This window comes from Sneathiella sp. (assembly GCF_036844445.1).
GTDB lineage: Bacteria > Pseudomonadota > Alphaproteobacteria > Sneathiellales > Sneathiellaceae > Sneathiella.
On sequence record NZ_DAIUFV010000002.1, the window covers coordinates 281379 to 307489 of the forward strand.

General features: G+C 59.3%; 28 protein-coding genes. 15 read left to right on the forward strand and 13 right to left on the reverse strand.

All coding sequences use genetic code 11. From position 1 onward, the window contains the following. Positions 1-26 precede the first annotated feature (26 nt). Together V7Z56_RS04690 and V7Z56_RS04695 are read left to right on the forward strand one after the other, a co-directional pair. Positions 27-713, forward strand: a complete 687-nt coding sequence (locus V7Z56_RS04690; protein WP_334128202.1) for a glutathione S-transferase — start codon at positions 27-29, stop codon at positions 711-713. Then, positions 703-1200 carry a DUF1643 domain-containing protein gene (locus V7Z56_RS04695; protein WP_334128203.1) on the forward strand — a complete coding sequence of 166 codons (498 nt, stop codon included), beginning with the start codon at positions 703-705 and terminating at the stop codon, positions 1198-1200. The genes V7Z56_RS04690 and V7Z56_RS04695 overlap by 11 nt, the downstream gene beginning before the upstream one ends. 73 nt (positions 1201-1273) lie before the next feature. On the opposite strand, the gene V7Z56_RS04700 is transcribed toward V7Z56_RS04695, so the two are convergent. The 3 genes from V7Z56_RS04700 to V7Z56_RS04710 all read right to left on the reverse strand — a co-directional run bounded on the left by V7Z56_RS04700 (position 1274) and on the right by V7Z56_RS04710 (position 5386). After that, complete coding sequence (locus V7Z56_RS04700) at positions 1274-2407, reverse strand: acyl-CoA dehydrogenase family protein (RefSeq protein ID WP_334128204.1); 1134 nt, start codon at positions 2405-2407, stop codon at positions 1274-1276. Between the two features lie 12 nt (positions 2408-2419). Next, positions 2420-3616 carry an acyl-CoA dehydrogenase family protein gene (locus tag V7Z56_RS04705; RefSeq protein ID WP_334128205.1) on the reverse strand — a complete coding sequence of 399 codons (1197 nt, stop codon included), beginning with the start codon at positions 3614-3616 and terminating at the stop codon, positions 2420-2422. A gap of 171 nt (positions 3617-3787) precedes the next feature. Further along, on the reverse strand, positions 3788-5386 hold the full coding sequence (locus tag V7Z56_RS04710; RefSeq protein ID WP_334128206.1) for a rhodanese-like domain-containing protein: 1599 nt from the start codon (positions 5384-5386) through the stop codon (positions 3788-3790). 142 nt (positions 5387-5528) lie between these two features. Between V7Z56_RS04710 and V7Z56_RS04715 the strand changes: the two genes are divergently transcribed. Then, positions 5529-6989: a M20 family peptidase gene (locus tag V7Z56_RS04715; RefSeq protein WP_334128207.1), complete on the forward strand. Its 1461-nt coding sequence runs from the start codon at positions 5529-5531 to the stop codon at positions 6987-6989. A 3-nt stretch (positions 6990-6992) separates the two neighbouring features. Here V7Z56_RS04715 and V7Z56_RS04720 read toward each other — a convergent pair whose 3' ends face one another. Further along, complete coding sequence (locus tag V7Z56_RS04720; protein ID WP_334128208.1) at positions 6993-7238, reverse strand: ParB N-terminal domain-containing protein; 246 nt, start codon at positions 7236-7238, stop codon at positions 6993-6995. A gap of 121 nt (positions 7239-7359) precedes the next feature. On the opposite strand from V7Z56_RS04720, the gene V7Z56_RS04725 reads away from it, so the two are divergent. The 5 genes from V7Z56_RS04725 (at position 7360) to V7Z56_RS04745 (ending at position 10759) form a co-directional block, all read left to right on the forward strand. Beyond that, the gene (locus V7Z56_RS04725) at positions 7360-7548 is read left to right on the forward strand and encodes a YegP family protein (protein WP_334128209.1); all 189 of its coding nucleotides are present in this window, start codon (positions 7360-7362) and stop codon (positions 7546-7548) included. 67 nt (positions 7549-7615) lie between these two features. Continuing rightward, positions 7616-8026, forward strand: a complete 411-nt coding sequence (locus V7Z56_RS04730; protein ID WP_334128210.1) for a PaaI family thioesterase — start codon at positions 7616-7618, stop codon at positions 8024-8026. 155 nt (positions 8027-8181) lie between these two features. Then, positions 8182-9900: a long-chain-fatty-acid--CoA ligase gene (locus V7Z56_RS04735; RefSeq protein ID WP_334128211.1), complete on the forward strand. Its 1719-nt coding sequence runs from the start codon at positions 8182-8184 to the stop codon at positions 9898-9900. A gap of 50 nt (positions 9901-9950) precedes the next feature. Beyond that, positions 9951-10502, forward strand: a complete 552-nt coding sequence (locus V7Z56_RS04740; protein ID WP_334128212.1) for a 3'-5' exonuclease — start codon at positions 9951-9953, stop codon at positions 10500-10502. A gap of 92 nt (positions 10503-10594) precedes the next feature. Continuing rightward, positions 10595-10759: a hypothetical protein gene (locus tag V7Z56_RS04745; RefSeq protein WP_334128213.1), complete on the forward strand. Its 165-nt coding sequence runs from the start codon at positions 10595-10597 to the stop codon at positions 10757-10759. A 36-nt stretch (positions 10760-10795) separates the two neighbouring features. Here V7Z56_RS04745 and V7Z56_RS04750 read toward each other — a convergent pair whose 3' ends face one another. Together V7Z56_RS04750 and V7Z56_RS04755 are read right to left on the reverse strand one after the other, a co-directional pair. Further along, positions 10796-11002: a hypothetical protein gene (locus V7Z56_RS04750; RefSeq protein WP_334128214.1), complete on the reverse strand. Its 207-nt coding sequence runs from the start codon at positions 11000-11002 to the stop codon at positions 10796-10798. Positions 11003-11101: 99 nt separating this feature from the next. Then, on the reverse strand, positions 11102-11404 hold the full coding sequence (locus V7Z56_RS04755) for an SCP2 sterol-binding domain-containing protein (RefSeq protein WP_334128215.1): 303 nt from the start codon (positions 11402-11404) through the stop codon (positions 11102-11104). A gap of 183 nt (positions 11405-11587) precedes the next feature. On the opposite strand from V7Z56_RS04755, the gene V7Z56_RS04760 reads away from it, so the two are divergent. Both V7Z56_RS04760 and V7Z56_RS04765 read left to right on the forward strand, forming a co-directional pair. Next, positions 11588-12460, forward strand: a complete 873-nt coding sequence (locus tag V7Z56_RS04760) for an SDR family oxidoreductase (RefSeq protein ID WP_443023757.1) — start codon at positions 11588-11590, stop codon at positions 12458-12460. Further along, the gene (locus tag V7Z56_RS04765; RefSeq protein WP_334128217.1) at positions 12461-13621 is read left to right on the forward strand and encodes an acyl-CoA dehydrogenase family protein; all 1161 of its coding nucleotides are present in this window, start codon (positions 12461-12463) and stop codon (positions 13619-13621) included. A 109-nt stretch (positions 13622-13730) separates the two neighbouring features. Here V7Z56_RS04765 and V7Z56_RS04770 read toward each other — a convergent pair whose 3' ends face one another. Further along, complete coding sequence (locus tag V7Z56_RS04770) at positions 13731-14246, reverse strand: EF-hand domain-containing protein (RefSeq protein WP_334128218.1); 516 nt, start codon at positions 14244-14246, stop codon at positions 13731-13733. A gap of 163 nt (positions 14247-14409) precedes the next feature. Here V7Z56_RS04770 and V7Z56_RS04775 point away from each other — a divergent pair, with 163 nt between their 5' ends. From V7Z56_RS04775 to V7Z56_RS04785, 3 genes are read left to right on the forward strand one after another with little or no spacing between them, the layout of a single operon-like run. Further along, positions 14410-15024 (forward strand): TetR/AcrR family transcriptional regulator, encoded by a 615-nt coding sequence (locus tag V7Z56_RS04775; protein WP_334128219.1) that lies wholly within the window; start codon positions 14410-14412, stop codon positions 15022-15024. Positions 15025-15048: 24 nt separating this feature from the next. Then, positions 15049-15498, forward strand: a complete 450-nt coding sequence (locus V7Z56_RS04780; RefSeq protein WP_334128220.1) for an acyl-CoA thioesterase — start codon at positions 15049-15051, stop codon at positions 15496-15498. Beyond that, positions 15495-16412: a thioesterase family protein gene (locus tag V7Z56_RS04785; RefSeq protein ID WP_334128221.1), complete on the forward strand. Its 918-nt coding sequence runs from the start codon at positions 15495-15497 to the stop codon at positions 16410-16412. The genes V7Z56_RS04780 and V7Z56_RS04785 overlap by 4 nt, the downstream gene beginning before the upstream one ends. Here the strand turns inward: V7Z56_RS04785 and V7Z56_RS04790 are convergent. Continuing rightward, positions 16409-17029 (reverse strand): TetR/AcrR family transcriptional regulator, encoded by a 621-nt coding sequence (locus V7Z56_RS04790; protein ID WP_443023747.1) that lies wholly within the window; start codon positions 17027-17029, stop codon positions 16409-16411. The two genes, V7Z56_RS04785 and V7Z56_RS04790, sit on opposite strands and share 4 nt — an antisense overlap. A 215-nt stretch (positions 17030-17244) precedes the next feature. On the opposite strand from V7Z56_RS04790, the gene V7Z56_RS04795 reads away from it, so the two are divergent. Further along, positions 17245-18189 (forward strand): homocysteine S-methyltransferase family protein, encoded by a 945-nt coding sequence (locus tag V7Z56_RS04795; RefSeq protein ID WP_334128223.1) that lies wholly within the window; start codon positions 17245-17247, stop codon positions 18187-18189. Between the two features lie 202 nt (positions 18190-18391). Here V7Z56_RS04795 and V7Z56_RS04800 read toward each other — a convergent pair whose 3' ends face one another. The 5 genes from V7Z56_RS04800 to V7Z56_RS04820 all read right to left on the reverse strand — a co-directional run bounded on the left by V7Z56_RS04800 (position 18392) and on the right by V7Z56_RS04820 (position 25519). Beyond that, the gene (locus V7Z56_RS04800) at positions 18392-19528 is read right to left on the reverse strand and encodes an acyl-CoA dehydrogenase family protein (RefSeq protein WP_334128225.1); all 1137 of its coding nucleotides are present in this window, start codon (positions 19526-19528) and stop codon (positions 18392-18394) included. A 170-nt stretch (positions 19529-19698) separates the two neighbouring features. Next, a complete protein-coding gene (locus V7Z56_RS04805) occupies positions 19699-21489 on the reverse strand; it encodes an acyl-CoA dehydrogenase C-terminal domain-containing protein (RefSeq protein WP_334128226.1) in 1791 nt (596 codons plus the stop codon). Between the two features lie 13 nt (positions 21490-21502). Continuing rightward, complete coding sequence (locus V7Z56_RS04810; protein ID WP_334128228.1) at positions 21503-23836, reverse strand: 3-hydroxyacyl-CoA dehydrogenase/enoyl-CoA hydratase family protein; 2334 nt, start codon at positions 23834-23836, stop codon at positions 21503-21505. A 1-nt stretch (position 23837) separates the two neighbouring features. Then, entirely contained in the window at positions 23838-24974 is a 1137-nt protein-coding gene (locus V7Z56_RS04815) for a thiolase family protein (protein WP_334128229.1), read from the reverse strand. Positions 24975-25090: 116 nt separating this feature from the next. After that, a complete protein-coding gene (locus tag V7Z56_RS04820) occupies positions 25091-25519 on the reverse strand; it encodes a MerR family transcriptional regulator (RefSeq protein ID WP_334128230.1) in 429 nt (142 codons plus the stop codon). Positions 25520-25684: 165 nt separating this feature from the next. Here V7Z56_RS04820 and V7Z56_RS04825 point away from each other — a divergent pair, with 165 nt between their 5' ends. After that, on the forward strand, positions 25685-26035 hold the full coding sequence (locus V7Z56_RS04825) for a DUF962 domain-containing protein (protein WP_334128231.1): 351 nt from the start codon (positions 25685-25687) through the stop codon (positions 26033-26035). Positions 26036-26111: the final 76 nt, after the last annotated feature.

Below are 26111 nucleotides of genomic sequence, written 5' to 3' on the forward strand. Positions count from 1 at the left end.
CGCCTGCATCGACGCATCAATCCGATATGACAACAGCCGCGACCTTTTCCGAACAGACTACCCGTCCCGTCCTCTACAGCTTCCGCCGCTGCCCCTATGCCATGCGCGCGCGCCTTGCGATTTATTACTCGGGCCGGACCGTCGAGCTTCGCAATATCCTGCTGAAAGACAAGCCCGCCTCGATGCTGGCGGCAAGCCCGAAAGGAACGGTGCCGGTGCTTGTACACCCGGGCGGCCGCGTGGTTGACGAGAGCCTCGACATCATGCTCTGGGCACTGCGCGGGCATGATCCGCATCGGATGATACCGGAAACGGCGGCGACGCTTGACGCCGCGCGTGAGCTGATCGGTCAGAATGATGGGCCGTTCAAGTCGAGCCTTGATCGCTATAAATATCATGTGCGCTTCCCGGATCATCCGCAGCGCACTTACCGGCGCGAGGGCGAGACATTTCTCGAAACGCTCGAAGCAAGGCTCGCCGCCCCCTATCTGCATGGCGAGACGCACGGTCTCGCGGATATCGCAATTTTCCCTTTCATCCGGCAGTTCGCCAATGTCGATCCGGACTGGTTCAAAGCCGCGCCCTATCCGAAACTGCGGGCATGGCTCAACGGGTTGGTCGGCAGCCGGGCGTTTACCGAGATTATGAAAAAGCGCCCGATCTGGCGCCCCGGAACGACCGGGGAGAGCTTCGGAAGTTCAGATGCAGATTGACTATTTTCGCGATAGCGGCGCCGTGTTCAGCCCATGCAATGCCTATCGCTATCACCTCTGGCGGCGTTGGGAGACGGGGCCGCGCGTCGCCTTTATCATGCTCAACCCCTCCACCGCCGATGCGACGCGCAACGATCCAACGATCGAGCGCTGCCACCGCCGGGCGATCCGTATGGGATTCAAGGCACTGGATGTCGTCAATCTCTTCGCCTATCGTGCGACCGACCCCCGCAATCTCAAGGCATCGGCCGACCCTGTCGGCCCCGATAATGATGCGGTGCTGATCGAGACCGCTAAATCCGCTGATATGGTGATCTGCGCCTGGGGCACGCACGGCACGCACCACAACCGCCATCAGGCGGTGAAATCACTGCTGCGCCGGCATGACATTCGCCCGCATGTCCTCGCCCTGACAAAGCAGGGCCTGCCGAAGCATCCGCTCTATCTGCCCTATGAACAAGAGCCCGTCGCCTGGGACGAATTCTGAATCTCTGCGCGCAGAAAATAAAAAACCGGAGAGGCGGAACCTCTCCGGTCTTTGGTCTTGATGAGGCGTGACCTCAGGCCATCGCGGCGTAGCGCTTGAAGTGATAGTCCGTGTTGCCGAACAGCATTTCAATCGTCATCAGGCGCTTGAAATAATGGCCGATGGAATATTCATCGGTCATCCCCATCCCGCCATGCAGCTGGATCGACTGTTCACCGACGAACTTGGCGCCCTGGCCGATTTTCGCCTTGGCGGCGGCGATGGACTTGCGGCAGTCCTCGACATCGTCCAGCTCCAGCTTCATCGCGACCATGTCCGACATGGATTTGGCCTGCTCGGCCTCCATATGCATATCGACCATGCGGTGCTGCAGAACCTGGAACTTGCCGATGGGCGTTCCGAACTGCTTGCGCTCCTTGATGTAGCCGTTGGTGATGTCGATTGCCGCCTGCATCACGCCAACCGCCTCCGCACAGAGCGCGGCGGTTGTTCGGTCGGCGATCTTCTCGATGACGGGATAGGCCTTGCCTTCCGCGCCGAGCAGGGCATCAGCCCCGACCTTGACATTGTTGAACAGGATATCGGCGGCGCGCTGGCCATCCACGGTGCGATAATCGCGCCGGCTGAGCCCGGCCACGTTGTTATCGACGATGAAGAGCGAAATCCCGTCTTTATCGCGGGCGTTGCCGCTGGTCCGCGCGGATACAATGATCTTGTCCGCCGTGGTGCCGTGATAGACAACCGACTTATGCCCGTTCAGGATATAGCCATCGCCCGACTTCGTTGCCGTCGTCTCGACGTCATGAAGATCAAAACGCGACTGCGGCTCCGCATAGGCAAAAGCGAGCAGCATATTCCCCTCAATCACTTCGGGAATAATCGCCTCGATCTGCGCTTCACTGCCCGCCTCGGCGACGAGGCCGCCGCCCATGACGACGGTCGTCAGGAAAGGCTCGAGCACGAGCCCGCGGCCCATGCTTTCCATCATGATCATGGTCTCGATGGCGGTGCCCCCGAAACCGCCAACGGACTCAGAAAACGGCAGGCCGAGCCAGCCCAGCTCCGCCATCTTCTTCCAATGGTCCCGGCTGAAACCAGAATCTGTTTCAACGAGCTTGGCGCGCGCTTCTGCCGAATAGTTGTCTTTGACAAATCGCTCGACACTGTCTTTGAGCAGGTTCTGCTCGTCGGAAAGTTCAAAGTCCATTTTTTATTTTCCTTATAATCCCAGAACCATTTTGGAGATGATGTTGCGCTGAATTTCGTTACTGCCGCCATAGATGGTCGCGGCCCGAAGATAAAGATGCTCGGCCATCGGTCCGAATGCATAGTCCGGCCCGACACGTGCTTCGTTGCGCCCTTCAAAGTTCTTCTCGGCTTCGTAAGGCGCGCCGTACATGCCGAGGGTCTCCACCAGCAGGCTGGTCAGCCGCTGCTGTACCTCGGTTCCCTTGATCTTGAGGACGGAAGGCTCCGCCGTCAGATTCTTGCCGTGCGAGAGCATCGAAATATAGCGGAGCTCAGTATATTCGAGCGCCATCAGGTCAACTTCGATGCGGGTCAGCTTGTTGATGAAATCCGGATCTTCGGCGAGCGGGCGACCGCCGCTGCGTTCCGTTTGCGCAAAGGCGCGGAGCCGCTCGACCTGGCGTTTGGAACGGGCGACACGGGCAATGTTATTGCGCTCATGACCGAGCAGGAACTTGGCGTAGGTCCAGCCCTTGTTCTCTTCGCCGATGCGGTTCTTGACCGGAACGCGGACATCTTCGAAGAAGACTTCGTTGAGGCTGTGCTCCTTGTCGATACCGATGATCGGCTTGACGGTAATGCCGGGCGTCTTCATATCGATGAGGAGGAAGCTGATCCCCTCCTGCTGCTTGGCGGAGCTGTCGGTCCGCACAAGGCAGAAGATCATGTCGGCATGCTGCGCGAAGGTGGTCCAGATTTTCTGGCCGTTGACGATATAATGATCGCCGTCGCGGACCGCTTTCGTCTGCAGGCTGGCAAGGTCGGAACCCGATCCCGGCTCGGAATAGCCCTGGCACCACCAGTCGTCGGAATTCAGGATGCGCGGCAGGTAATATTCCTTCTGCTCGGGCGTGCCGAAGGTATAGATAACCGGGCCGACCATGCTGACGCCAAAGGACATCGGCGGCGGCGCTGAGGCGTGGCCAAACTCGTGGGCCGCGATATATTTCTGGGTGATTGTCCAGCCGGTCCCGCCATACTCCTTCGGCCAGTTCGGAGCCATCCACCCTTTTTCATTGAGGATTTTCTGCCAGCGGATCTGCCCTTCCCGGGTGGGATGCAGTCCCCTGTCAAAGCGCTCCTTCACATCGGCGGGAAGAGAAGTCCTTAAAAACTCCCGCACCTCGTCGCGGAACGCCAAATCGTCTTTACTAAATGATAAATCCATCCGGTTTTCTCCATTATTCTCATGGGGTTCTTCGGGGCCCATTTAAACCCATGCTAGGCTGGCTTTTCCTTCATTGCAAGCATGGCTTTCGTTCTATCCGCCTCAAAGTAGCAACGCGAAATTTCGTCGCATTGCGCGCGACAATATCATCACTCGCCCGCTTTTGCTCCTTTAAAATCTGCGAAATTGCATCACGCCGTCACGCGCCAGCTGCCGCGGCAGACCAATCTCCCATGCGAGATATTCCTCCATCCGCCGGCGTACGGTCTCGGCCGCCTCGTAATCGTAGGGCTTGTACCAGACATCGTCCGCCCGGCTCAGCATCTGCGTCTCCCCGGCCTCAAGCGGAAGGCCCGTCTTTTGCCATGCGCGCGTACCGCCGCCCAGCACCCGCACAATGGTTCGGGGCAGCAGGCGCGCGACCTCCGCCGCGGCAAGATGCGCAAGCTCGCCGTCCGGCGACGTGAGGACGAGTAGCCCGACCGGCGCCATAAAAATATGATCTTTGGCAAAGCGGGAGCGGATCGCCCAGAAAGCGCCGGGAATATGGCCTCTGCGATAGTCGCGCGACGGGGCCAGGTCGACGACTGCGACCGCTTCGCCCGAGGCAAGCACGGCATCAAGCTCATAGGGGGTGATGGTCTCGGCCTTTTTAATCTCCGCCCCCGGCGGCGGACCGCTTTCGGTGAAGGCGTCCGGCCCCGCGGTCAGGACATAAACATCGGGCCAGTTCATCTGCACCAGCCAGGATGCCGTCATAACGCCGCGGACCGCGCAATCATCAATCAGGACAATGCGCGCATTGCGAACCCCTATATATTCATCGCTCGCCTGCACAAGCTGCCCGCCCGGCGCGTGCCGGGCGCCCGGCAGATGGGCGGCGAGATATTCCTCTTCGGTCCGGACGTCGAAGAGGAAAAGCGAGCGCTCCGCTGCCTCCGACTGCAATTTCGCGAGCGTTTCAAGATCAATGGATTTGACGCCGAAATTCACGGCAACCTGCCGCGCCCGGGCGCGGCTTTTTTCAAGCGCCGCGGCGCCGGGTGCGGGCGCAACCAGTTCCGCCCCGCGGGCAAGCTCGAAGCCGGCAAGATGCCAGCCCATCGTGCCGTCTTTCAGCGCAGCGACCGGGTTTTTAATACCGGCATTGATCAGCGATTGCGCGCCGATAATGCTGCGGGTCCGTCCGGCGCAATTGACAATGATCGGCGTTGTCTCATCGCTGATGGTTTCATGCAGCCTGTAGAGCAGTTCCGCCCCCGGCATATTGAGGCCGCCCGGGATCGACATGCGATGGAACTCCGCAAAGGGGCGGCTGTCGAGAATGAGAAGTCTCTCCCCCGCCGCCTGCCGTCCTGCCAGCTCTTTCGCGGTAACGGACGGGGTGCCGTAGGTCGCTTCGACGAATTCCCCGAACGCCTTGCTCGGCACATTGACGCCGGTGAAAAGCTCGAACCCCGCGTCATGCCAGCCGACAACCCCCTCCTCCACAAGGGAAAGATTATCATAGCCCAGCGACTGCAGCACTTCAGCCGCCCGCTCCGCAAGCGGCAAGTCCGGCCCCTGATCGAGAAGGTAAATGGTAACGGATTTTCGCGGCATCAGAAGGGGCGCCAGAAGCTCGATCTGGCTGAGCGGCAGGGAGACGGCGAGGAGCGGATGCCCCTCCGCATGTACGCCCTGCTCGCGCACATCGATAACGGCGTATTCCTCCACGCTCTCCTGCATCAGGCGGCGAAGCGTCTGCTCGGTAATCATCGAAATGGCCACAGTTTCAGTCCTCGCGACTATAGATGCGCCTTGCGCCCGTTGCGTGCCAGCGCAGCTTTTTTCGTTGCCTTTACATGTAGCATCCTGCACCGTGCAAGGAAAGCAGGGGCGGACAAAATGTCAGCCGGACGGGGGATTGACCATGCTGAGGAAATTCTTTCTTCTGATCGCTATCGCTGTTCTCGCGCTTGTCGTCGTCATGGCGGCAAAGACGATTATGAATACGCCCGGGAATGTCACCGTCACAGCCATTGACCCACCTGCCATCGATGCGGCTGCGGCGGCCGAGCGGCTTGCCGCCGCCGTCCGGATCCGGACCATCTCGACCGGCCGGAACGATCCGCCCGCAAGCGCCGAGTTCGAGCGGTTGCACCAGCTTATCGACGCATCCTTCCCGCTCGTTACCGCGACCTTGGGACGCGAAGTCGTTGGCGGCCACAGCCTTCTTTATACGTGGGAGGGGAGAAACCCCGCGCTGCGGCCTATCCTGCTGATGGGGCATATGGATGTCGTGCCTATCGAGCCCGGAACCGAGGCAAGCTGGCAGGAGGATGCGTTTTCCGGCGCAATTCAGGATGGCATGATCTGGGGACGCGGCACGCTCGATGACAAGGTCTCCGTCTTCGCCATTCTGGAAGCGGCGGAGCACCTGCTCGCCGGCGGATTTACGCCGGAGCGGACGATCTACTTCGCATTCGGCCACGATGAGGAGATCGGCGGCGAGGAAGGCGCCGCCAAAATCGCCGCCCTTTTCAAGGAGCGAGGCGTGATGCTCGATTTCACCCTTGATGAGGGCATGGTGATCGTCAGCGATATGATGCCGGGCATCGATGAGCCAATTGCCTTCATCGCGCTCGCGGAGAAGGGCTATCTCACGCTCCATCTCACGGCGAGCGCGGAGGGAGGCCATTCCTCCATTCCGCCCCGCACGACCGCCATCGGCAAGCTCGCCCGGGCCATCTCCCGGCTTGAGGATAATCCGCTGCCGGCGGTCCTGAAAAGCCCGGCCTCGGATATGTTCGACACGCTCTCGCCGTATATGTCGCTGCCGTTGAAAGCAGTCATCTCCAACCGCTGGCTGCTCGATCCACTGCTGGTGCACGAGCTTGGCAAGGGGGGCGCCACCAATGCCATGGTGCGGACGACAACCGCCGTGACCATTGCCGAAGGCGGGACGAAAGACAATGTCCTCCCCTCGACCGCGACGGCGAGCGTTAATTTCCGCCTGCTTCCGGGGACGACGACCAACGATGTCGTCGATCATGTAAGGCGCGTGATTGATGATCCGGATGTCACTATCGAGATCCGGCAGGCGAACGCGCCGTCCCGTGTCTCAAGCCGGGAAAGCGCGGGCTATCAATTGATCGAGCGGACCATCCGGGAGATTTTTCCGGGCGTGCTGGTCTCTCCCGGCCTGATGCTGGCAGGATCCGATAGCAAGCATTACGAGGAGGTCGCGGAGAACAACTATCGATTTCTTCCCTTGCGCTTTGGCCCCGAGGATCTCGCCCGCGTTCACGGCACGGATGAGCGAATCCTGATCGACAATTACGCCGAGATCATCCGCTTCTATCGCCGCCTGATGGAGAATAGCGGCAGCTAGACGTCAGTGCCGCCGCGCCTGGACGATTACCGCGTCGATGCGGGCATCGCCAAGGGCGCGTTTCGCCTCCAGCCGGTGCTGTCCGCTGACCAGCACATAGCGTCCCTCTCCCATGCGAACCTGAACGGGTGTTTTCTGGCCATTTTCAAGAATATCCGCGGCCAGCTCGTCGACACGGTCAGGTTTCAGCTCCTTGCGCATCTTCGTCGGGACATAGATTTTCTCGATCTCGATTTCGACGGTTCTCATCGCTTCCCTGCTCCCCTGTTGTCCAGCGCACTGCAGAATGGCCGGCTCTCGCCCCCGTCTTTCCGATCACAAAACGCGCCGCTCCCGCGTCTCATTCCGCAGCCAGACATTGGAGTTCAAAATGACAGACAAAGGGCACGCTGATAAGTGGGAATTTTACCAGGACCACAACGCAAAACATCATAAATGGCGCTGGCGACGCACCGCGTCCAACGGCCGGATCGTCGGCGCCTCGACGCAAGGCTATGCGGAGAAGCATGAGTGCATCGAAAACGCCATCCGCAACGGTTACGTGAAAGAGGCGGACTGACGAACATCCTCTTGCACCGGAAATCATTATGGTCATACTGGGCCAAAATAATAATTCAGGTACCAGTATGACACTTTCCTCCATTCCGGAAGGCTTTCGTCCCTTCACCTCGCGCGGGCGTTATACGGAAAAGATCGGTCCCCTCTACTACAAGGACGATGGCGAGAATTTAACTTACGGCTTTCTCGCCGAGGAGGGCCATGCCAACGGCAATGGCATCATCCATGGCGGCATGCTGCTCAGCTTTCTTGATGAGGCGCTCGGCCAGATCATCTGGCGCTCGATTGATCGGCAGAAATGCGCGACCATTTCCCTCAATTGCGATTTTCTTTCCGCGGCAAAACCGGGCGACTGGATTGAGGTGCGCGCAACCATCAACAAACGCGGCCTCGCCGTCGTCTTTATCCATGGCGAGTTGGTTGTCGGCGAGCGAACCATTGCGGTCGCCGATGGCATCTGGAAAATTCTCGGCAAATAATTCACCGGAAATCTGGATGAAAGTTTCACCAGACGGCGATCAGGATCGCCTGATTGCACTCGCGCGGGCATGCAGCACATAGTTTAGTTGACCCGTCTCCCCTTCGCGGCATACCTTGGCAGAGACAGGCCAACCGTTTCGTGCTGGGGGATATCATGACGAATTTTCTTTGGGAGAAATCATACCCGAAAGGGGTTTCTTGGAATATCACGATCGAGGACAAGCCGGTTTACGCCTTGCTCGATGAAGCGGTCCGCAAATGGCCGAATAATTACGTCATTGATTTTATGGGCAAGCGCTACACCTACGCGGAGCTGGATGCGCTGGTAAACCGGGCGGCAAAGGGATTTCGCGCGCTCGGCGTGAAGGAAGGCGTCCATGTCGGGCTGTATCTTCCCAATACTCCGCATTACATGGTGTGCTTCTTCGGCATTCTGAAAGCGGGCGGAACGGTGGTCAACTATTCCCCCCTCGATGCCGAACGGGAGCTCCGCCACAAGATCGAGGATAGTCACACCGACTTCATGGTGACGCTCGATCTCGAGGTCTTGTACCCGAAAATCGCCGGCATGCTGAACCAGACGCGGCTGAAGAAGATTATCTCGGGCTGCCTGAAGGAAGTGCTGCCGTTCCCCAAAAATTTCCTCTATCCGCTGGTCAAGTCGAAAGAGATCGCCCGCGTTCCGGTCAATGATCAGAACATGACCTTCCGCGAGCTGATCGATAACGACGGCAAGATCGAGCCGAGCCCGGTCCCGGATCCCGGCGAACGGGTCGCTGTTTTGCAGTATACCGGCGGCACGACAGGCCTTCCCAAAGGGGCCATGCTGACGCATCGCAATCTGATCGCGGCCTGCCAGCAGTACCGGTCAATGATACAGGGGGATGACAATGTCCTCATCGACGGGCAGGAAAAGGTGCTGGCCGTCCTGCCGCTCTTTCATATCTACGCCCTTACCGTGATCATGAATTTCGGCATTGCCGGGGGCTATGAGATCATCCTGCATCCGAAGTTCGAGCTCGATGCGGTCATGAAGGATCTCGACAAGAAGAAGCCGACGGTTTTCCCGGGCGTTCCGACGATGTATATGGCCATCGCCAACCATCCGAAGATCAAGGAATATGACCTCTCCTGCCTCAAATTCTGTGCGTCCGGCGGCGCTCCGCTGCCGGTCGAAGTGCAGGATCAGTTCCAGCGCGTTACCGGCTGCAAACTTCTGGAGGGCTGGGGCATGACCGAAACCTCGCCGTCGGGGACAAGCACGCCGATGACGGGCAAGCGCGTCCCGGGCGCGGCTGGTATTCCGTTGCCGGGGATCGAGATCCGCATCTTCGATGTCGACGATAAGAGCAAGGTCATGCCGACGGGCGAGATCGGCGAGATTGCCCTTCGCGGTCCCAACGTCATGAAGGGTTACTGGAACAAGCCCGAAGCCACAGCCGAATCCTTTATTGGCGACTTCTTCCTGACGGGCGATACCGGCTATCTCGACGAAGACGGCTACATGCATATCGTCGATCGCACCAAGGATATGATCACGTCGGGCGGCTTCAACGTCTATCCGCGGATTATTGAGGAAGCAATTTTCGAGCATCCCTCGGTTGCCGAAGTGACGGTCGTCGGCATTCCCGATGATTATCGCGGCGAAGCGGCGAAAGCCTTTATCAAGCTCGCGCCGGGGGCGAAGGAGTTCACCATCGAGGAGCTCCGCACCTTCCTCAAAGACAAGCTCGGCAAGCACGAATTGCCGGCCGCCGTGGAGTTCCGGCCGGAACTGCCGAAAACCCTTGTCGGCAAGCTCTCGAAGAAGGAGCTGGTCGAGGAGGAAAAACAGAAATATGAAGCGCGAAAGAAAGCCGAAGCCGGCGCCTGACGGGCGATTGTCGCCCGCCTCCCCGCGCCGCGGCGGGGTATGAGGAATGTATGAGTAGTTTTCTTGCGATTGATTTCGAGACCGCCAATTACCAGCCCGACAGCGCCTGCGCCGTCGGGCTGGTCCGCGCGGAAAATGGCCGCATTGTCGCCGAGGCGTCGTTCCTGATCCGTCCGCCAACGCCCGATTTCTTTTTCACCCATATTCACGGCATCACCTGGGCGCATGTCGAGGCGTCACCCGACTTCGGCGCGCTGTGGCCGGAGATGGCGCCCTATTTTGACGGCATCGATTTTCTCGCCGCGCACAATGCGGGGTTTGACGCCAAGGTTCTGCGTAGCTGCTGCGCCCGCTTTTCGCTTCCCGCTCCGCTGCAGGAGTTTACCTGCACCGTAAAGCTTGCCCGCGGCATGTGGGAAATCCGCCCGACGAAACTGCCGAATGTCGCGCATTTTCTGGGTCTTGAGCTCAATCATCACGATGCGCTCTCGGACAGCCGGGCCTGCGCCAACATCGTGCTGGCGGCGGAGCGCGACGGCTGGTCGTTCGCAACCGGCTATGACAATGTCGGCGAGCGTTACGTCGCCATCGACCAGCTGTAGCCGAATTTATTGCGAGCGGTTCTTAAATACTATTGACGCCCGCGCCTCGCTATAATTTAATAATGATAATCATTAGCATAATCGGAGGAGCAATGATTCTCATTAGATACCTCGCCCCCGGCGCGCTCGGATCGCTTCTGGTGAAGACGGCGGAAGAGCAGACGGCGGCGCGTTCCAGCCAGCTCGCGACGACACGCGGCGGCGATGCGGAGATTCTTTACCTGTGGAATGAGCAAAAAGAAGGGCGGTCCCGCTGAGGGGAACCGCCCGCATCTTTTCCGGTCGATCGCGGCTCAGGCGGCCTGCGGTGCGTCGTGCTGAATCTTCTTTGCGTGGCGACGCGCCGAATGCCGGCCCTGTATCCGCATCGTCAGCCTGCGTGCGGCGCGCTGCAATTTGGAGCGGCTGCTTTTCGTCAGGCCGTTGCCGTTGCCGCCGCCACCACGTTTGCGGCCTTTGCCGCCCTGGTTGCGCCCATGTCGTGCTGATCTCGCTGTCATATGACTAGCCCCATTTGCTGTGCAAAAAAATTTGAGGGGCTTTTCATAAAGGCTCGCCGAAAAAAAATACAGAAAAAATTTGCCGTTGCCGTGATTTTTTTATCCGAAGATTTTCTGCAGCCGCATGGCGATCCCCATGCTGCCCGAAATCTTCAGCTTGCCCATCATGAACGCGGTTGTCGGATCAAGGTCCCCCTTGGCGAGCGCTTCGAAATTATCCTTTGAGATGGTAATCGTGCAATCGGCGTCCTTGTCCTCGTTCGAGACCGTATTCGGAACCGACGCGCCGTCCACATAGACAATGCCGTCGTCCTTGAAGTCGAATTTCAGCGTCGCATCCAGCCCACTGTCATCGCCGACCCGTTGCCGCAGACCTTCGGTGATTTCTTCCAGCGTCGCCATATTTCTTTTCCTTTCAGGATTGTATCAAAACCGTCTATAAATTGAGTTCGGGGCGGCTGTTTTCGCCCCGGGAACAGCTTGACGTTAACGTAAAGGTCAAGCTTTAATCTGTCAATTCCTGATCGCCGCCCCTTCGGCATCAGGACCGCGAAAAGCAAGAATAACAAACGTGGGAGTTTTATGATGAATTATCGTTCCATTTTCCGGCCCGGGCTTTTTGATGGGCAGTCCATCATCATCACCGGCGGGGGCAGCGGCATCGGACGCTGCACGGCGCATGAGCTGATCGCGCTCGGTGCGCGAGTGGCGCTGGTCGGCCGCTCGATGGAGAAGCTGGAGAATGTCCAGAAGGAAATCGCCCGTGAAGGCGGCGTGGCAACCATCCACAGCTGCGATATCCGCGATGAGGACGCCGTCCGCGCGACCGTTTCGGACATTATCCGCGATCATGGCGCCATCCACGGCCTTGTCAATAATGCGGGCGGCCAGTTTCCGTCGCTCCTCGAGAATATCAGCTTCAAGGGCTGGGAAGCGGTCGTTCGCAATAACCTCACCGGCGGCTTTCTGTTCAGCCGGGAAGTCTACACCCAGTGGATGCGCGACAATGGTGGCGGCAGTATCGTCAACATCATTGCCGACATGTGGAACTCGATGCCCGGTATGGGTCATTCGGGCGCAGCGCGGAAGGGCATGCTGAGCTTTACCGAAACCGCAGCACTCGAATGGGCGCCCGCGGGCGTGCGGGTCAATGCGGTCGCGCCCGGCCTGATCATCTCATCGGGGATGTATAATTATCCCGAATCATGGATCTCCCGCGTCCGGGCCCGCATTGCGTCGCATCCGGTGAAGCGCCTCGGCACGGAATCGGAGATTTCCGCCGGCATCGTCTTTATGCTGTCGGAGGCTGCGGCCTTTATCACCGGAAGCTGCCTGCGCATCGATGGCGGCGCACCCAACATCCGCATGAACTGGGATATTCCCGACCACAAGAACAACAAGCCCTACAACGGGTTTCATCTGGCCGAGGTGCCGGAATTCTTACGCGAGGAGGAATGAATGATATACGGGGCCGAGCATAAGGAGCTGATCCGCTCCCTCACCAGGTTTATCGACCAGGAGATCAACCCTTACGTCGATGAATGGGAGGCGGCGGGGGAATTCCCAACGCATGATCTCTTCAAAAAGCTCGGCGCAGCAGGATTTCTCGGCGTCTCCAAGCCGGAAGCCTTCGGCGGGCTTGGCCTCGACTACTCCTACAGCCTCGCCGTTGCCGAGACGCTCGGGCAGATCCATTGCGGCGGCGTGCCCATGGCGATCGGCGTGCAGACGGATATGGCAACCCCTGCCCTCGCCCGCTTCGGCTCCGACTATGTGCGCGAAACCTATCTCCGCCCCGCGATTTCCGGCGAGTTTGTCGCCTGCATCGGCGTCTCTGAGCCGGGCGCGGGATCGGATGTTGCGAATATCAAGAGCCATGCCCGCAAAGACGGTGACGACTATGTCATCAACGGGCAGAAAATGTGGATCACCAACGGCACCAAGGCCGATTTCATGACCATGCTGGTCAACACCGGCGACGGCCCGATGCATCAGAGCAAGTCGCTCATCATCGTGCCGATGGAGAGCCCGGGGATCACCGTCGCGCGCAAGCTCGACAAGATGGGGATGCGCTCCTCTGACACGGCGCAGCTTTATTTCGAGGACGTTCGCGTGCCCGCCCGCAACCTCATCGGCGAGGAAGGCAAGGGCTTCACCTATCAGATGCTGCAGTTTCAGGAGGAGCGGCTGTGGGCGGCGGGCGCAGGGCTGAAGCCACTCGAGAAGGCAATTGCGGACGTGATCGACTACACCCGAACCCGCGAAGCCTTCGGCAAGCCGCTGCTCGACAACCAGTATATCCACTTCCGCCTTGCCGAGCTGATGACGGAGGTGGAGGAACTCCGCTCCCTCACCTATCGCGCGGTCTATGACTATGTGCGCGACAAGGATGTGACCATGCTCGCCTCCATGGCGAAGCTGAAGGTCGGCCGCCTCAGCCGCGAGGTCGCCGACGCCTGCCTGCAATATTATGGCGGCATGGGCTTCATGAACGAGACGCCGATCACCCGCTTCTATCGCGACAGCCGCCTCACCTCCATCGGCGGCGGCGCGGACGAGGTAATGCTCGGCATTATCTGCAAATATATGGATATCCTGCCCAAAGAGCGGCGCGGCTGAGCGTCATTCAATCGCGCCGGGAGCAAGTTCCGCTCAGAAAAAAGGGTCCGCTCTGCCGGGGGTGGCAGATGCGGACCCCGTCGGGTGCGCAAAACTGACACCGCGCCCGTTAGTTGTCTTTCATCTTCTTCATGCCCCGCTTCATGGTGGCAAGCTCGGCGGCGGACAGGACCCCGTCGCCATCCTTGTCGGCAGCCGCAAAGCGCATTGAAGAGGCGGCCACGAACTCCTCCTTGGAGACCGCGCCATCACCATCGGCATCGAGGATCTTCAGCATCCGGTCGCCGTGGCGCGCTTTATGAGCGTCGCGCTTTGCCTGATGAAATGCCTTCGCTTCATCCCGGCTGATGGCCGCGTTGCCGTCGGTGTCCATCTTCTCGAACATCTCTTTGACGCGCACCGTCATTTCCTCGATCGTAACAGTGCCGGTTTTATCACTATCCAGCTTTTCGAACCGGGCAGTGACCCGCGCCGTCATCTCATCGAGCGTAATCTCGCCGTCCTTGTTGCTGTCGAGGCGTTCAAACATATCGCCCTTATGAAAGCGTTTGCCCTGCTCACCCTCGACGGCCGCAAAAGCCATAACCGGGACGGCCAGCGCCGCAATCAAAGAGCCTACGATCATTTTGCGCTTCATACTCAAGTCTCCTCATCTGATTGACTTAACCATTCAACGCGGGGCGAAAATCATTCCGTCGAAAATAATCAAAAATAATTTCCGGCCGCCCTTCGAGGATATTATTGAACAATGTTCATTTTTTTATATACTGTTCACGAAAGGAAAGGATATGGCGGCGGCAGGCAACAGAAACGCGCGCGGCGAAAGCCTCAAAACATTCAAGCGGCGGCATATCCTTGACGCGGCGCGGCGGCTCTTTGATGCGCGCGGGATGGAGGGGCTGAATATGCGCGCGATCGCAGAGGAAGCCGGCTACTCGCTTGGCGCGGCCTATGCCTATTTCCGCACAAAAGAGGAAATCCAGATCGAATTGCTGGCGGCGACCTTTGCCGAGCTTGCACGCCGGATCCGCGCCGCGGCGCTGCGGGACGGGAGTTCCCCGCTCGCAGGCTTTCATCTTTTCATGCGCTATTTTCGCGACCGGCCGGCGGAGCGGGCGCTATTGCTTGCGACGCTGCCGGAGATCGACAAGCCGGCGATGCGCGCCGCCCGCAAGGAGTTCGACAGCCGGCTTTTTGCGCTTCTTGGCCTGCTTGCAAATGCGCTCCACCACCTGGGCGGCGCGACGCCGTCGCAGGCGCAGGAGGAGACGATGGACTTCTTCACCTATCTGCTCGGCCTTCTCATGCTGCAGAGCGGCGGAAGCCTGTCGCGCCTCGGTCAGCCGGCGCAAGAAATGGTCGACCGATACGGAGAACAGATGCTATTAAGAATAACACGATAAGAAAAACAACAAGGACGTGGAAACATGAGTGACCCTTCCATAAGCGGCTATCAAGAAAGCTATCGCGGTCAGGTTCTTGCCCGCGAATGCGACGGGATGGGGCATATGAACATCCAGTTCTATATTGCCCGTCTCAATGGCGCGATGCACAACACCTTTCCCCGCACCGGGGTCGATCTCGCGGATTATCTTGATCGCAGGGTCGGCTTCGCGGCCGTGCAGCAGGACAACCGGTTCATTTCCGAGCTTTATGCCGGCGACCTTATCCATATGGAAAGCGCCATCCTCGGGGCGAGCAACAAGGCCGTCCATTTTTCACACCGTCTCTACAACAGCACGGACGGACGGCTCTGCTTCACCAGCCGGATGACATCGGTCTATCTCGACCTTGTCAGCCGCAAAGCCATCCCGCTGACCGAGGCGATGCGCCGCCAGATTGAGGCAATCAGGGTTGACGGGGAGGAAGCGGTATGAGCAGCAAACTGATCCCGGCCTATCGCGGCGGCGTCGACCAGTGGGAATGCGACCAGATGAACCATATGAACGTGCAGTTCTATATGGCAAAGGCGTCGGATGCCTTCGGTCATCTGCAAAACGCCCTTGGGCTTACCCCTGCGGTCATTCGGGAGACCCGCAAGGGCCTTCGCTTCCGGACGATGCGCACGCAATATAAATCGGAAGTGAGGTCGGGAACGCCGATTTACGGCGTTGCGGGCATCTTTGGCGTCCATGGCGACGAGATCGAGGGCTTCATTCATTTCTTCAATGATCGTGAGCAGAAGCTCTCCGCCGTCTATGAATTTACGGCCCATTTTGTGGATTTCGATGCCGATACGATCCTGCCGCTGCCCGAGCCGGTCCGCCGCGCGGCGTTGAACCTCCTCGATGCGCATGACGGCGTTTACCGCGCTGGCCCCTTCTCCGGCCCCGTTATGCCGAAAACGCCGCTCGATCACCTGTTCGACAGTGCGCGCGGCTCCGTCGATGTATGGGAGAGCGACGCCTTCGGTCATATCGAGATGCGCCATATCGTCGCCTATTTCTCGAACGCGGCAACGCATATCATCAACAACGTCGGGCTGACGCGGGCGACCATCCGTGAGCGCAATCTCGGCTCGGCCGCCCTCGATTATTACTCGGAGTTTCATGCCCCGCTTCGCAAGACCGCGGCGGTGCTGCTGCGCTCCGGACTGATCGGCGCGTCGGGAAAAATTTTCCGCTTCGGCCACCAGCTGATCGATCTCGACAAGGAGTGCGTCGCCGTCACCACCACCGTCGTTGGCTGCTACTTCGATATGACGACGCGCAAGTCCGTCGCGCTGCCCGAAGAATTCACACGCTATCCGAAAGAGAAGCTGCTGATCGCACAGCTTTCGGCGCCGGCCTAATCGCCGCGCGGCGTGAACAGCAGCTTGATGTAGGAGCGCAGGAGCATAATTTGCGACGCGAGCTTCATCGGCTCGCGCGCGGCCTTTGACATGATGATGCCGCCCTCCACGATCGTCGAGACGAGGTCGGCCACCTCAACCAGGTCGACATCGTCGTTCGGCGGATATTTTTCGGCAATCTCCGTCAGGATTTTAAGAAATCTCGCCCGCCAGTTGAGAACCCCGCTCCGCGTCAGCTCGTGGATATCGCGATCAAACAGGCGTTCCTGATAGCAGATCGTCGCAACAAGACACCCCGGATGCCCCTCCGGCAGATCCATCATCATTTCGGAGAATAATTTGAGGCCGATCAGAAAAGCGTGCAGTGGATCCTCATTCAACTCTCGCGCGCGGTTGAACAACCCGTCGAGCACGATTTCATCCTCCTGAAGGTAGCGAAGCACCAGCGCCCGGGCGAGCTCGGTCTTATCCTTGAAATGATAAAAAAAGCCGCTTTTCGTTATTTCCGCTTCCGCAATGACCTCCTCGATAGACGTCGCGCTGAAGCCCTTTGCCAGTATCGCCGTTTCGGCGATCGCCAATAGCCGTTCCCGTGTTGCAGTTCCTCCTTTTCTCATGACCATCCCCATTTTCTGTACCAAAGGTACTGTACCCGCGGTGCGGTTTTTCATTTGAGCCGGGCATTCTACCACTGTTTGCACGGAGTAAAAACATTACAGATAGTTGATATTCAAACAGAATTTGGAAAAGTGGTAAAACTGTACCGCAAACCCGCTGGTTTGGCCTCTCCCCGCGGCATATTTTCCCTTCACCACTAATGGAGGGAACCAAAATGATGCACGCAAAATACCGTACTCAACTGCCCCAGAATGTCGACAATGTCTTCCTGACGGATGGCGGGCTGGAAACCACCCTTTTGTTTCATGAAGGCTTTGAGCTGCCCTGCTTTGCCGCCTTCGATCTGATGCGCGATCTCAAAGGACGGCAGGCGATCGAGGCCTATCTCGTGAAATATATCACTATCGCGAAGGATAATCGCACCGGGATCATCCTCGATACCCCGACCTGGCGGGCAAGCCACGACTGGGGCGCCAAGCTTGGCTACAGCGCGGCAGCGCTTGAGATGGTCAACCGCGAATCCGTCGAAATGCTGCACAGGATCCGCGAGGTTCATGAGACGGAAACGACGCCCTGCGTCATTAACGGCGCAATCGGCCCGCGCGGCGACGGCTACAACCCCGCCTTCCTGATGAGCGTTGAAGAAGCCTATGACTATCATAAGGCGCAGGTTGAGGCCTTCACCGATGCGGGCGTTGACATGATCTCGGCCATCACGATGGCCTATGCGGAGGAAGCGATTGCCATTGCCAGCCTCTGCCGGGCGGCAAAGGTCCCCTCGGTCATCGCCTTCACGGTGGAGACCGACGGCCGGCTGCCGACCGGCGAGACGCTGCAAAGCGCCATCGAGCGGACGGATGCCGCAAGCGATAACGGCCCGGCCTACTACATGATCAACTGCGCCCATCCGACGCATTTTGAGAAGATCCTGAAGGAGGGCGGAAGCTGGCGGAACCGCATCGGCGGCCTGCGCGCCAACGCCTCGCGCCTCAGCCATGCCGAGCTCGACGAGGCGGAGGAGCTGGATGATGGCAATCCCTCCGAGTTCGCGGCCGAGCATGTTGCGCTCGCGCAGTATCTGCCCAATCTCGCCGTGATCGGTGGCTGCTGCGGCACCGATCATCGCCATGTCAGTGCCGTGCACCGACACTTTCACTGAGAACGACACCGGGGGTCTTTTGAGGAAGGCCCCCGGCTATCCGAAGGAGGTCATGTGATGCAATTCAGATACGACTGGGCAGAGCTGCCCGTTTCACATGAAACATTGAAAATGCCGCCTGATTTATATCGGAAACGACCCCAAAGCGCCGCCCTCACGGGCGGCGACTGGGTCTACCGGATCGCGATCATCCTCGCGGTGTTCATAGCTGCCGGGCAATCAGCTCTTTCATGATCTCGTTGGTGCCGCCGTAGATCCGCTGGACGCGGGCATCGGCGTAGGCGCGGGCGACCCGGTATTCCCACATGAAGCCATATCCGCCATGCAGCTGCAGGCACTCGTCAATGACGCGGTTTTCGATGTCAGAGCACCAGTATTTCGCCATCGCCGCCGTATCGACCGCGAGCGTGCCCTTGATCACCTCTTCGATGCATTTGTCGACGAAAACGCGGGCAATCTGGACCTGCGTTTTCAGTTCCGCCAGCTTGAAGCGGGTGTTCTGGAACTTGATGATGTTCTGGCCGAAGGCGGTGCGGCCCTTGGTGTATTCGATCGTCTCCTCGAGAACCGCTTCCATCGTCGCCGTGGCCGAGATGGCGATCTGCAGCCGCTCCCACGCCAGCTCTTTCATCAGGCAGAAGAAGCCCTGCCCCTCGCCGCCGAGGATGTTGCTCGCCGGGACGCGCACATCGTCGAAGAAGAGTTCCGAGGTATCCTGCGCCTTCATGCCGAGCTTCTCGAGATTGCGGCCCTTGTCGAAGCCGGGCGTTCCGGCCTCGACGAGGAACAGCGTCGTTCCCTTCGCGCCCGCTTCCGGATCGGTCTTCGTCACGACGATCACCACATCCGACATAAAGCCGTTGGTGATGAAGGTTTTCGAGCCGTTGATGACATAGTGATCGCCATCCTTCACGGCGCGCGTCTTGACGCCCTGAAGGTCCGACCCTGCGCCCGGTTCCGTCATGGCAATGGCGCCGATAAGCTCACCCTTCGCCATTTTCGGCAGGTAGCGCTTCTTCTGCTCATCCGTGCCGTAGTTCAGGATGTAGGGCCCGACGATTTCGGAATGCAGGCCAAAGCCCGGGCCGCTTGTCCCGGCGCGCGCCTGCTCTTCCATCATGATGATGCTGTAGAGCTTGTCCGCACCTGCCCCGCCGTACTCTTCGGGTATCGACATGCAGAGCAGGCCCTGCCGCCCGGCCTCGCGCCAGGCGTCGCGGCTGATCTTGCCGTCCTTTTCCCACTGGGCGTGATAGGGGATAATATGCTCCTCATAGAAGCGGCGAACCGATTCCCGGAAAATATTATGCTCTTCGCTGAATATTGTTCTTTCGATCATCTCAAAACCTTTATTGTTATACTGCCCGCAACCTTCCCTGTTAACGGGTGAGAGGGTATCATCCGCCGCCATTCTAGACAGGTGCGCCGCTCCTTGTCAGCAAAAAGCATCGCGCCGGCAATGGGCGGCGGGAAAAAGAAAAGCGGCGCCGGAACGCCGCTTTAAATTCCTTAGAATGCTTCTGCTTCCAGCGTCATCATTGTCCGCGCGCCGGCGCTCATCTTGACAAGAAGCGAGGAGACATCGGGGATCATCCGCTCAAAGAAGAACCGCGCCGTGACAAGCTTGGTCTTGTAAAATTCGGGATCATCCGTTCCCTCGTTCAGTCTGGTCTTGGCGATTTTCGCCATCTGCGCCCACATAAAGCCGAGAGCGACAAGTCCGAACATGCGGAGATATTCCGTGGAGGCCGCGCCCGCCTCATCGGGATTCTTCATGCCCTTCTCGGCAATCAGCGCGGTCGCCTGCTGCAGTTTGGCGAAAGCCTTGGCGAGCGGCAGGACATAGTCCTTCATCTCCGGATCCATCATATTCTCCTGGATGAAGGCATCGACGGGGTGGAAGAACTGGCGCAGGTTCCGCCCCATATTCTGCGGCAGCTTGCGGCCCACGAGATCGAGCGCCTGAATGCCGTTTGCGCCTTCATAGATCTGCGTGATCCGGGCGTCGCGGACGAACTGCTCCATCCCCCATTCATGGATATAGCCATGCCCGCCGTAGCATTGCATCGCCGTTGCCGCCATCTCGAAGCCCATATCGGTGAAATAGGCCTTGATGACCGGGGTGAGCAGCGACAGCCCTTCATCGGCGGCGCGCCGCGCCTCCTCATCGGGGTGCTTGGCGACCATATCGACCTGCAACCCGGCCCAGAGGCCGAGCGCCCGCGCCCCTTCCGTAAAGGCGCGGATCATCATCAGGTTGCGGCGGATATCGGGATGCACGATGATCGGATCAGCGGGCTTGTCAGGCGCCTTGACGCCGGAAAGCGCGCGGCCCTGCAGGCGGTCTTTCGCGTAGATCACCGCGTTCTGATAGGCAACCTCCGCCTGGCTCAGGCCCTGAATACCTACACCGAGCCGCGCCGCGTTCATCATGGTGAACATGGCGCGCATGCCCTTATGCTCCTCGCCGAGCAGCCAGCCCGTCGCCTCGTCATAATTCATGACGCAGGTGGAGTTGCCGTGAATACCCATCTTATGCTCGATGGAGCCGCAGGCGACGCCGTTCCGCGTCGCCGGATTGCCGTTTTCATCGAGCAGGAACTTCGGCACGATGAAGAGCGAAACGCCCTTGATGCCCTCGGGCCCGCCCGGGATTTTGGCAAGCACGAGGTGAACGATATTCTCCGCCATATCATGTTCCCCGGCGGAAATGAAAATCTTGGTGCCGGAGATTTTATAGCTGCCATCGTCCTGTGGCACCGCTTTCGTGCGCATCAGGCCAAGATCGGTGCCGCAATGGGGCTCCGTCAGGTTCATGGTGCCGGTCCAGTCGCCGGCGACCATTTTCGGCAGCCAGGTTTTCTTCTGCTCCTCCGTGCCATGGGCGAGAATGGCCGCATAGGCGCCGTGGGTGAGGCCGGGATACATCCCGAACGCCATGTTGGCGGAGCTCATCATCTCGGCAAAGGCGATGCCAAGAACATGCGGCAGCCCCTGCCCGCCATATTCGGGATCGGCATCAAGCCCCATCCAGCCGGCGGCGCGATATTCATCATAAGCTTCCTTGAAGCCCCGCGGAGTTGTCACCTCGCCGTCTTTCCAGACGCAGCCCTCCTTGTCGCCGACCTGGTTGAGCGGCTGGATCACCTCGCTCATCAGCTTCGCGCCTTCTTCCAGAATGGCGTCGATCATATCGCTCGTCGCCTCTTCGAAGCCCGGCATGTTGGTCATCTTGTCGATGCCGAGCAGCTCGGTCAGAACAAAGCGGAAGTCTTTGACCGGTGCGTTATAAACAGGCATTTCGATACTCCTCCTAATTCCTGAGCGGCTTGCCGGTGGTCAGCATATGCTCGATCCGGTCGAGCGTTTTATAGTTGCGGATGAGCTTCATAAAGCCCTCCCGCTCCAGCTCGAGCAGCTTTTTCTCCGTGACCGGCTGCGTGATATCCGTATCCCCGCCGGAGAGAACCCGGCCAACCTCGGCGCTCACCACAGCGTCATAGGCGGTTGCCTTGCCCATGGTGACGAAGCCGGAGACCGCCATATCGAACGCCGCCGCGGCGGTCGGCCCCGGCAGGTTGATCTCGACCGGCTCCGGCGCCTTGTAGCCCTTAACGAGGGCCAGCGCGCGTCTTTTCGCATCGGGCAGGACGCGTTTGCGGTTCATCGTGATCTGGTCACCTTCGCGCAGGATCAGCATATCACGGGCTTCCGCCGCGCTTGTCGCAACCTTGGCCGTCGAGATCGCTTCAAAAACGGCGGCAAGCGCCGGCATCGGGCCGCCCGGGCGCTTCTTGTTCAGGATCGCCCGCATCACCAGCTCCTTGCAGCCGCCGAAGCCCGGGATGACGCCAACGCCAACCTCGACAAGGCCCATATAGCTTTCCGCATGGGCCTGCACGGCATCCGCGGCGAGAACAATCTCGCAGCCGCCGCCAAGCGCCATGCCGGCGGGCGCGGCAACCACCGGGAAGGGCGCGTATTTCAGCTTCATCAGGGCGTTCTGCCCCTCGGTGATGGAGTTTTCGATCACCGGCCACATGGCGGCATTGGCGGCAAAGAGCGCGAGGCCGACATTGGCGCCGACCGAGAAATTGTCCGCATCATTGCCGATGACGAGCGCCTTGAAGCCTTTGCGGTCGATCTTGCCCGCCTCCTGCAGCATGGCGACGACATCCTGATCGATGGAGTTCATCTTGGTATGGATCTCGAGGCAGGCGACGCCATCGCCAAGATCCCAGAGGCTGGCTCCCTTGTTGGAGAGGATCGGCTCCCGCCCGCGCTTGATATCGGCGAGCATCCAGGCATCCTCCGCGACCGGGATGGGGGCATAGTCACCCGTCACCGTCATGAAGTAGGCGGTCGTCCCCTCTTCCTTGTAGAGCGGGCGATCGCCGACGGTTTTCAGGAGTTCCGGCACCGGCAGGCCTTCAGCCGCCAGCCGGTCGATGAAATATTTGTTGCCGAGCTGATCGAGCTGCTCGAACGGGCCGTATTTCCAGGCGTAGCCCGTCTTCATTGCGGTATCGATGGCGATGATGTCATCGGCAATCTCGCCGACCAGCGAGGCGGCGTAGGAAATGGTCCGCGCGAGGATCTCCCAGGCGTATTTGCCGCCCTTGTCATCAAATTCGACAAGCGCGCGAAGGCCTTTTTTTGCCGCCTTGACGGAGGCAAGGTCGGGCTTGGCCGCCTTCGCATATTCGCCGGTTTTAAGGTTGCGGGCTTCCTTGACCTTCTTCCCGCCCGCGTTGTTCATGCGGTAGAAACCGCCTTTGCCTTTGCGGCCCGTGTAGCCTTCCGCGATCATCGTCTCGATAGTTTTGACGAGCGGGTGGTTCGGATCATATTCCTTCGCGAAAGTATCGCTCGCCGGCAGCTCCTTCAGCATGGAGGCGATGACTTTCGGCCCCAAATCGATGCCGGTCAGATCGCCAAGGCCGAAGATGCCGGTCGAGGGAATGCCCATCGGCTTGCCGCAGACCGCGTCCGCCTCCTCGACCGTGAGGCCGAGATCATAGGCGCTCCGCGTCGCGACGTTCGACCAGTAGATGCCGATCCGGTTGCCGACGAAACCCGGCGTGTCATAGGCATCCACCACTTCCTTGCCAAGCTTGATATCGGCAAAGCGGCGAAGCGCCTCCAGCGCGTCTTTCCGTGTCTTTTCCCCGCCCACCAGTTCAAAGAGGCGCATATAGCGCGGCGGGTTGAAGAAATGGGTGATGGCGAAATCCTTCTGCAGGCTCTCCGGCATCCCCGCCATCAGGCTTTTCAGCGGAATGGTCGAGGTGTTGGAGGTGACAATCGAGCCTGCTTTCCGCACACCATCGAGGCGCTTGTAGAGATCCTGCTTGATCGCCGGATTTTCGACGATCGCCTCGCAGATCCAGTCGCAATCGGCAAGGAGATCCAAATTGTCCTCAAGATTGCCGGGGGTGATGAGCCGCGCGTTCTTCTTGTGCATGAAGGGCGCAGGATTCGTCTTCAGCATCGCGGCAATCGCGCCTTCGGCCAGCGTGTTGCGGTTTTTCGCATCCTTCGGCACGATGTCGAGCAGCACCACGGGAACGCCCGCATTGGCGACATGGGCGGCAATCGCCGCGCCCATGACGCCCGCGCCGATGACGGCGACTCTTTCAATGGTCATCTCAGCAGGCCTCCAGAACCGTGGCGATCCCCTGCCCGCCGCCGATGCACTGCGTTGCAAGGCCGAGCGCCTTGCCTTCGCGCTGCAGCAGGCTCGCGACCTTGCCGGTGATCCGCGCGCCGGTCGCGCCAAGCGGATGGCCAAGCGCGATGGCGCCGCCATCGAGATTGGTTTTCGCGAAATCAATGCCCGTCTCATGAATAACGGCGAGCGCCTGGGCGGCGAAGGCTTCGTTCAGCTCGACGATATCAATATCCTTGATGGTGAGGCCGGCGCGCTTCAGCGCTTTCTCGGTCGCCGGGACGGGGCCGATCCCCATGATCTCCGGCGCACAGCCCGCGACTGCGATGGAGCGAATGCGCGCGAGTTTCTTGAGGCCATGCGCATCGGCATAGTCTTCCGAGCAGACAAGCGTTGCCGCCGCGCCGTCGGTAAGCGGAGACGAGGTCGCCGCCGTTACCGTGCCCGTTTCATCGAAGGCGGGCTTCAGGCCGGCCAGCATCTCAAGCGTCGTCTCGGGGCGGATGCAGCCATCCTGCTCGACGCGCGTATTGCCATCAACGATGGGGATAATCTCATCGGTGAATTTTCCCCCCCCGCGCGCGGCCGTCGCCCGCGCATGGCTCTCGACCGCCAGCTCTTCCTGTTGCTTGCGGGAGATATTGTATTTCTTCGAGAGATTTTCCGCCGTGATCCCCATCGAAACATAGGCTTCAGGGTAATTTTTATAAAGGCCGGGATGCGGCGCCGGGTTGAAGCCGCCCATCGGGATGCGCGTCATGCTCTCGATCCCGCCGCAGATGAAGACCTCGCCCGCGCCCATCTGGATGGCGCCGGCCGCCATATGGATCGATTGCATGGACGAACCGCAGAAGCGGTTCACCGTCGTTCCGGCGGCGCCGATCGGAATACCGGCGAGAAAGCTGATGAGGCGCGCGACGTTAAGGCCCTGCTCGGCCTCCGGAAAGGCGCAGCCGATGATCACATCCTCGATATCCTTCGCATCGACACCGGTTTTCTCGAGCAGGCCCTTGACCACCTGCGCGGCCATTTCATCGGGACGAACCTTGATAAGCTCTCCCTTGTTGGCGAGAGTGAAGGGAGAACGCGCATAGCCCGCGATTACAACATTTTTCATTGTCTCGACTTCCTTTCAAGTCACATGAACCGGCAATTCCCGGCTGCTCCTGGTTCCAGCCCGCCCCGGGCTGTCGACTGATCAAATGATAAAAGCCGGTCCCAAAGGGAGACCGGTTACGCGATGGTTTTTCTCGCGCCTTTCGACGGATCGCCGCCGGCCGCGAGATAATCTTTCAACTGGCGAATGCCATCCTCGATCTCTTCGATCGCCTCGTTGATATCGGCCCGCTGCGCCTTCAGCTTTTCAAGCTGCTCCTCACATTTCGTCAGGGTGAAGGTGAGCTGCGCCCGGCTGCCGCTTTCGGGGGAGTACATGTCCAGCATCTTCTTGATATCCTGCAGGCTGAAGCCGAGCCGGCGCCCGCGCAGGATTATCTTGAGACGCCCGCGATCCTTGCGTGAATAGATCCGCGTTGTCCCCTCGCGGGCCGGATTGATCAGCCCCTTATCCTCGTAAAACCGGATGGTGCGGGATGTCACGCCGAATTCTTCGGCAAGCTCCGTAATGGAGAAGCTGGTCCGTTCGTCCGCGTCTATCTGCATTCTGGCATTCATTGATTGTTCCGATGTTTTCCCTGCCCATGAATATAGTTGACGTTTACGTAAACGTCAACCTTTCGCAGGACAACTGTCATTGGATTAATTTGCGATTTTTCTGATATAGTAGCAGAAAATCCGCGCGATGAATACGCGGGACGGAGGTGAAATATGTCGGAAAAGATAACCAGCTATGACGCGTTCTGGCCCTATTACCTGCGCGAGCATTCAAAGCCCGCGTGCCGGCAACTGCACTATGTCGGCACCAGCCTCGCTCTCCTTGCACTCATCTCCGCGATCTGGCTGAAATCGCCCGCCCTTCTCCTGCTCGCGCTCGTCGCAGGATACGGCCCGGCGTGGATCGCGCATTTCTTTATCGAAAAGAACCGCCCGGCTACATTCAAATATCCGTTCTGGTCGCTCTATAGCGATTTTCGCATGTATTTCTATTGGCTCAGCGGACGACTTCCGGCGGAATTGCAGAAGGCGGGGATTTTTACTGCCGCACAGTCCAGATATTAAAACTGAAGCCCGCGGTATTATGAATGGAATGCGACTTTGCGCCACTTCCTTCTATCCGGCCGGCGGCAGCATTTTG

What these genes read in the sequence shown, in the direction of transcription:
- V7Z56_RS04690 (WP_334128202.1), top strand. Translation starts at nt 27, where the DNA reads ATGACAACAGCCGCGACCTTTTCCGAACAGACTACCCGTCCCGTCCTC.
- V7Z56_RS04695 (WP_334128203.1), top strand. Translation starts at nt 703, where the DNA reads ATGCAGATTGACTATTTTCGCGATAGCGGCGCCGTGTTCAGCCCATGC.
- V7Z56_RS04700 (WP_334128204.1), bottom strand. Translation starts at nt 2,407, where the DNA reads ATGGACTTTGAACTTTCCGACGAGCAGAACCTGCTCAAAGACAGTGTC.
- V7Z56_RS04705 (WP_334128205.1), bottom strand. Translation starts at nt 3,616, where the DNA reads ATGGATTTATCATTTAGTAAAGACGATTTGGCGTTCCGCGACGAGGTG.
- V7Z56_RS04715 (WP_334128207.1), top strand. Translation starts at nt 5,529, where the DNA reads ATGCTGAGGAAATTCTTTCTTCTGATCGCTATCGCTGTTCTCGCGCTT.
- V7Z56_RS04720 (WP_334128208.1), bottom strand. Translation starts at nt 7,238, where the DNA reads ATGAGAACCGTCGAAATCGAGATCGAGAAAATCTATGTCCCGACGAAG.
- V7Z56_RS04725 (WP_334128209.1), top strand. Translation starts at nt 7,360, where the DNA reads ATGACAGACAAAGGGCACGCTGATAAGTGGGAATTTTACCAGGACCAC.
- V7Z56_RS04730 (WP_334128210.1), top strand. Translation starts at nt 7,616, where the DNA reads ATGACACTTTCCTCCATTCCGGAAGGCTTTCGTCCCTTCACCTCGCGC.
- V7Z56_RS04735 (WP_334128211.1), top strand. Translation starts at nt 8,182, where the DNA reads ATGACGAATTTTCTTTGGGAGAAATCATACCCGAAAGGGGTTTCTTGG.
- V7Z56_RS04740 (WP_334128212.1), top strand. Translation starts at nt 9,951, where the DNA reads ATGAGTAGTTTTCTTGCGATTGATTTCGAGACCGCCAATTACCAGCCC.
- V7Z56_RS04745 (WP_334128213.1), top strand. Translation starts at nt 10,595, where the DNA reads ATGATTCTCATTAGATACCTCGCCCCCGGCGCGCTCGGATCGCTTCTG.
- V7Z56_RS04750 (WP_334128214.1), bottom strand. Translation starts at nt 11,002, where the DNA reads ATGACAGCGAGATCAGCACGACATGGGCGCAACCAGGGCGGCAAAGGC.
- V7Z56_RS04755 (WP_334128215.1), bottom strand. Translation starts at nt 11,404, where the DNA reads ATGGCGACGCTGGAAGAAATCACCGAAGGTCTGCGGCAACGGGTCGGC.
- V7Z56_RS04760 (WP_443023757.1), top strand. Translation starts at nt 11,588, where the DNA reads ATGAATTATCGTTCCATTTTCCGGCCCGGGCTTTTTGATGGGCAGTCC.
- V7Z56_RS04765 (WP_334128217.1), top strand. Translation starts at nt 12,461, where the DNA reads ATGATATACGGGGCCGAGCATAAGGAGCTGATCCGCTCCCTCACCAGG.
- V7Z56_RS04770 (WP_334128218.1), bottom strand. Translation starts at nt 14,246, where the DNA reads ATGATCGTAGGCTCTTTGATTGCGGCGCTGGCCGTCCCGGTTATGGCT.
- V7Z56_RS04775 (WP_334128219.1), top strand. Translation starts at nt 14,410, where the DNA reads ATGGCGGCGGCAGGCAACAGAAACGCGCGCGGCGAAAGCCTCAAAACA.
- V7Z56_RS04780 (WP_334128220.1), top strand. Translation starts at nt 15,049, where the DNA reads ATGAGTGACCCTTCCATAAGCGGCTATCAAGAAAGCTATCGCGGTCAG.
- V7Z56_RS04785 (WP_334128221.1), top strand. Translation starts at nt 15,495, where the DNA reads ATGAGCAGCAAACTGATCCCGGCCTATCGCGGCGGCGTCGACCAGTGG.
- V7Z56_RS04790 (WP_443023747.1), bottom strand. Translation starts at nt 17,029, where the DNA reads ATGAGAAAAGGAGGAACTGCAACACGGGAACGGCTATTGGCGATCGCC.
- V7Z56_RS04795 (WP_334128223.1), top strand. Translation starts at nt 17,245, where the DNA reads ATGATGCACGCAAAATACCGTACTCAACTGCCCCAGAATGTCGACAAT.
- V7Z56_RS04800 (WP_334128225.1), bottom strand. Translation starts at nt 19,528, where the DNA reads ATGATCGAAAGAACAATATTCAGCGAAGAGCATAATATTTTCCGGGAA.
- V7Z56_RS04805 (WP_334128226.1), bottom strand. Translation starts at nt 21,489, where the DNA reads ATGCCTGTTTATAACGCACCGGTCAAAGACTTCCGCTTTGTTCTGACC.
- V7Z56_RS04810 (WP_334128228.1), bottom strand. Translation starts at nt 23,836, where the DNA reads ATGACCATTGAAAGAGTCGCCGTCATCGGCGCGGGCGTCATGGGCGCG.
- V7Z56_RS04815 (WP_334128229.1), bottom strand. Translation starts at nt 24,974, where the DNA reads ATGAAAAATGTTGTAATCGCGGGCTATGCGCGTTCTCCCTTCACTCTC.
- V7Z56_RS04820 (WP_334128230.1), bottom strand. Translation starts at nt 25,519, where the DNA reads ATGCAGATAGACGCGGACGAACGGACCAGCTTCTCCATTACGGAGCTT.
- V7Z56_RS04825 (WP_334128231.1), top strand. Translation starts at nt 25,685, where the DNA reads ATGTCGGAAAAGATAACCAGCTATGACGCGTTCTGGCCCTATTACCTG.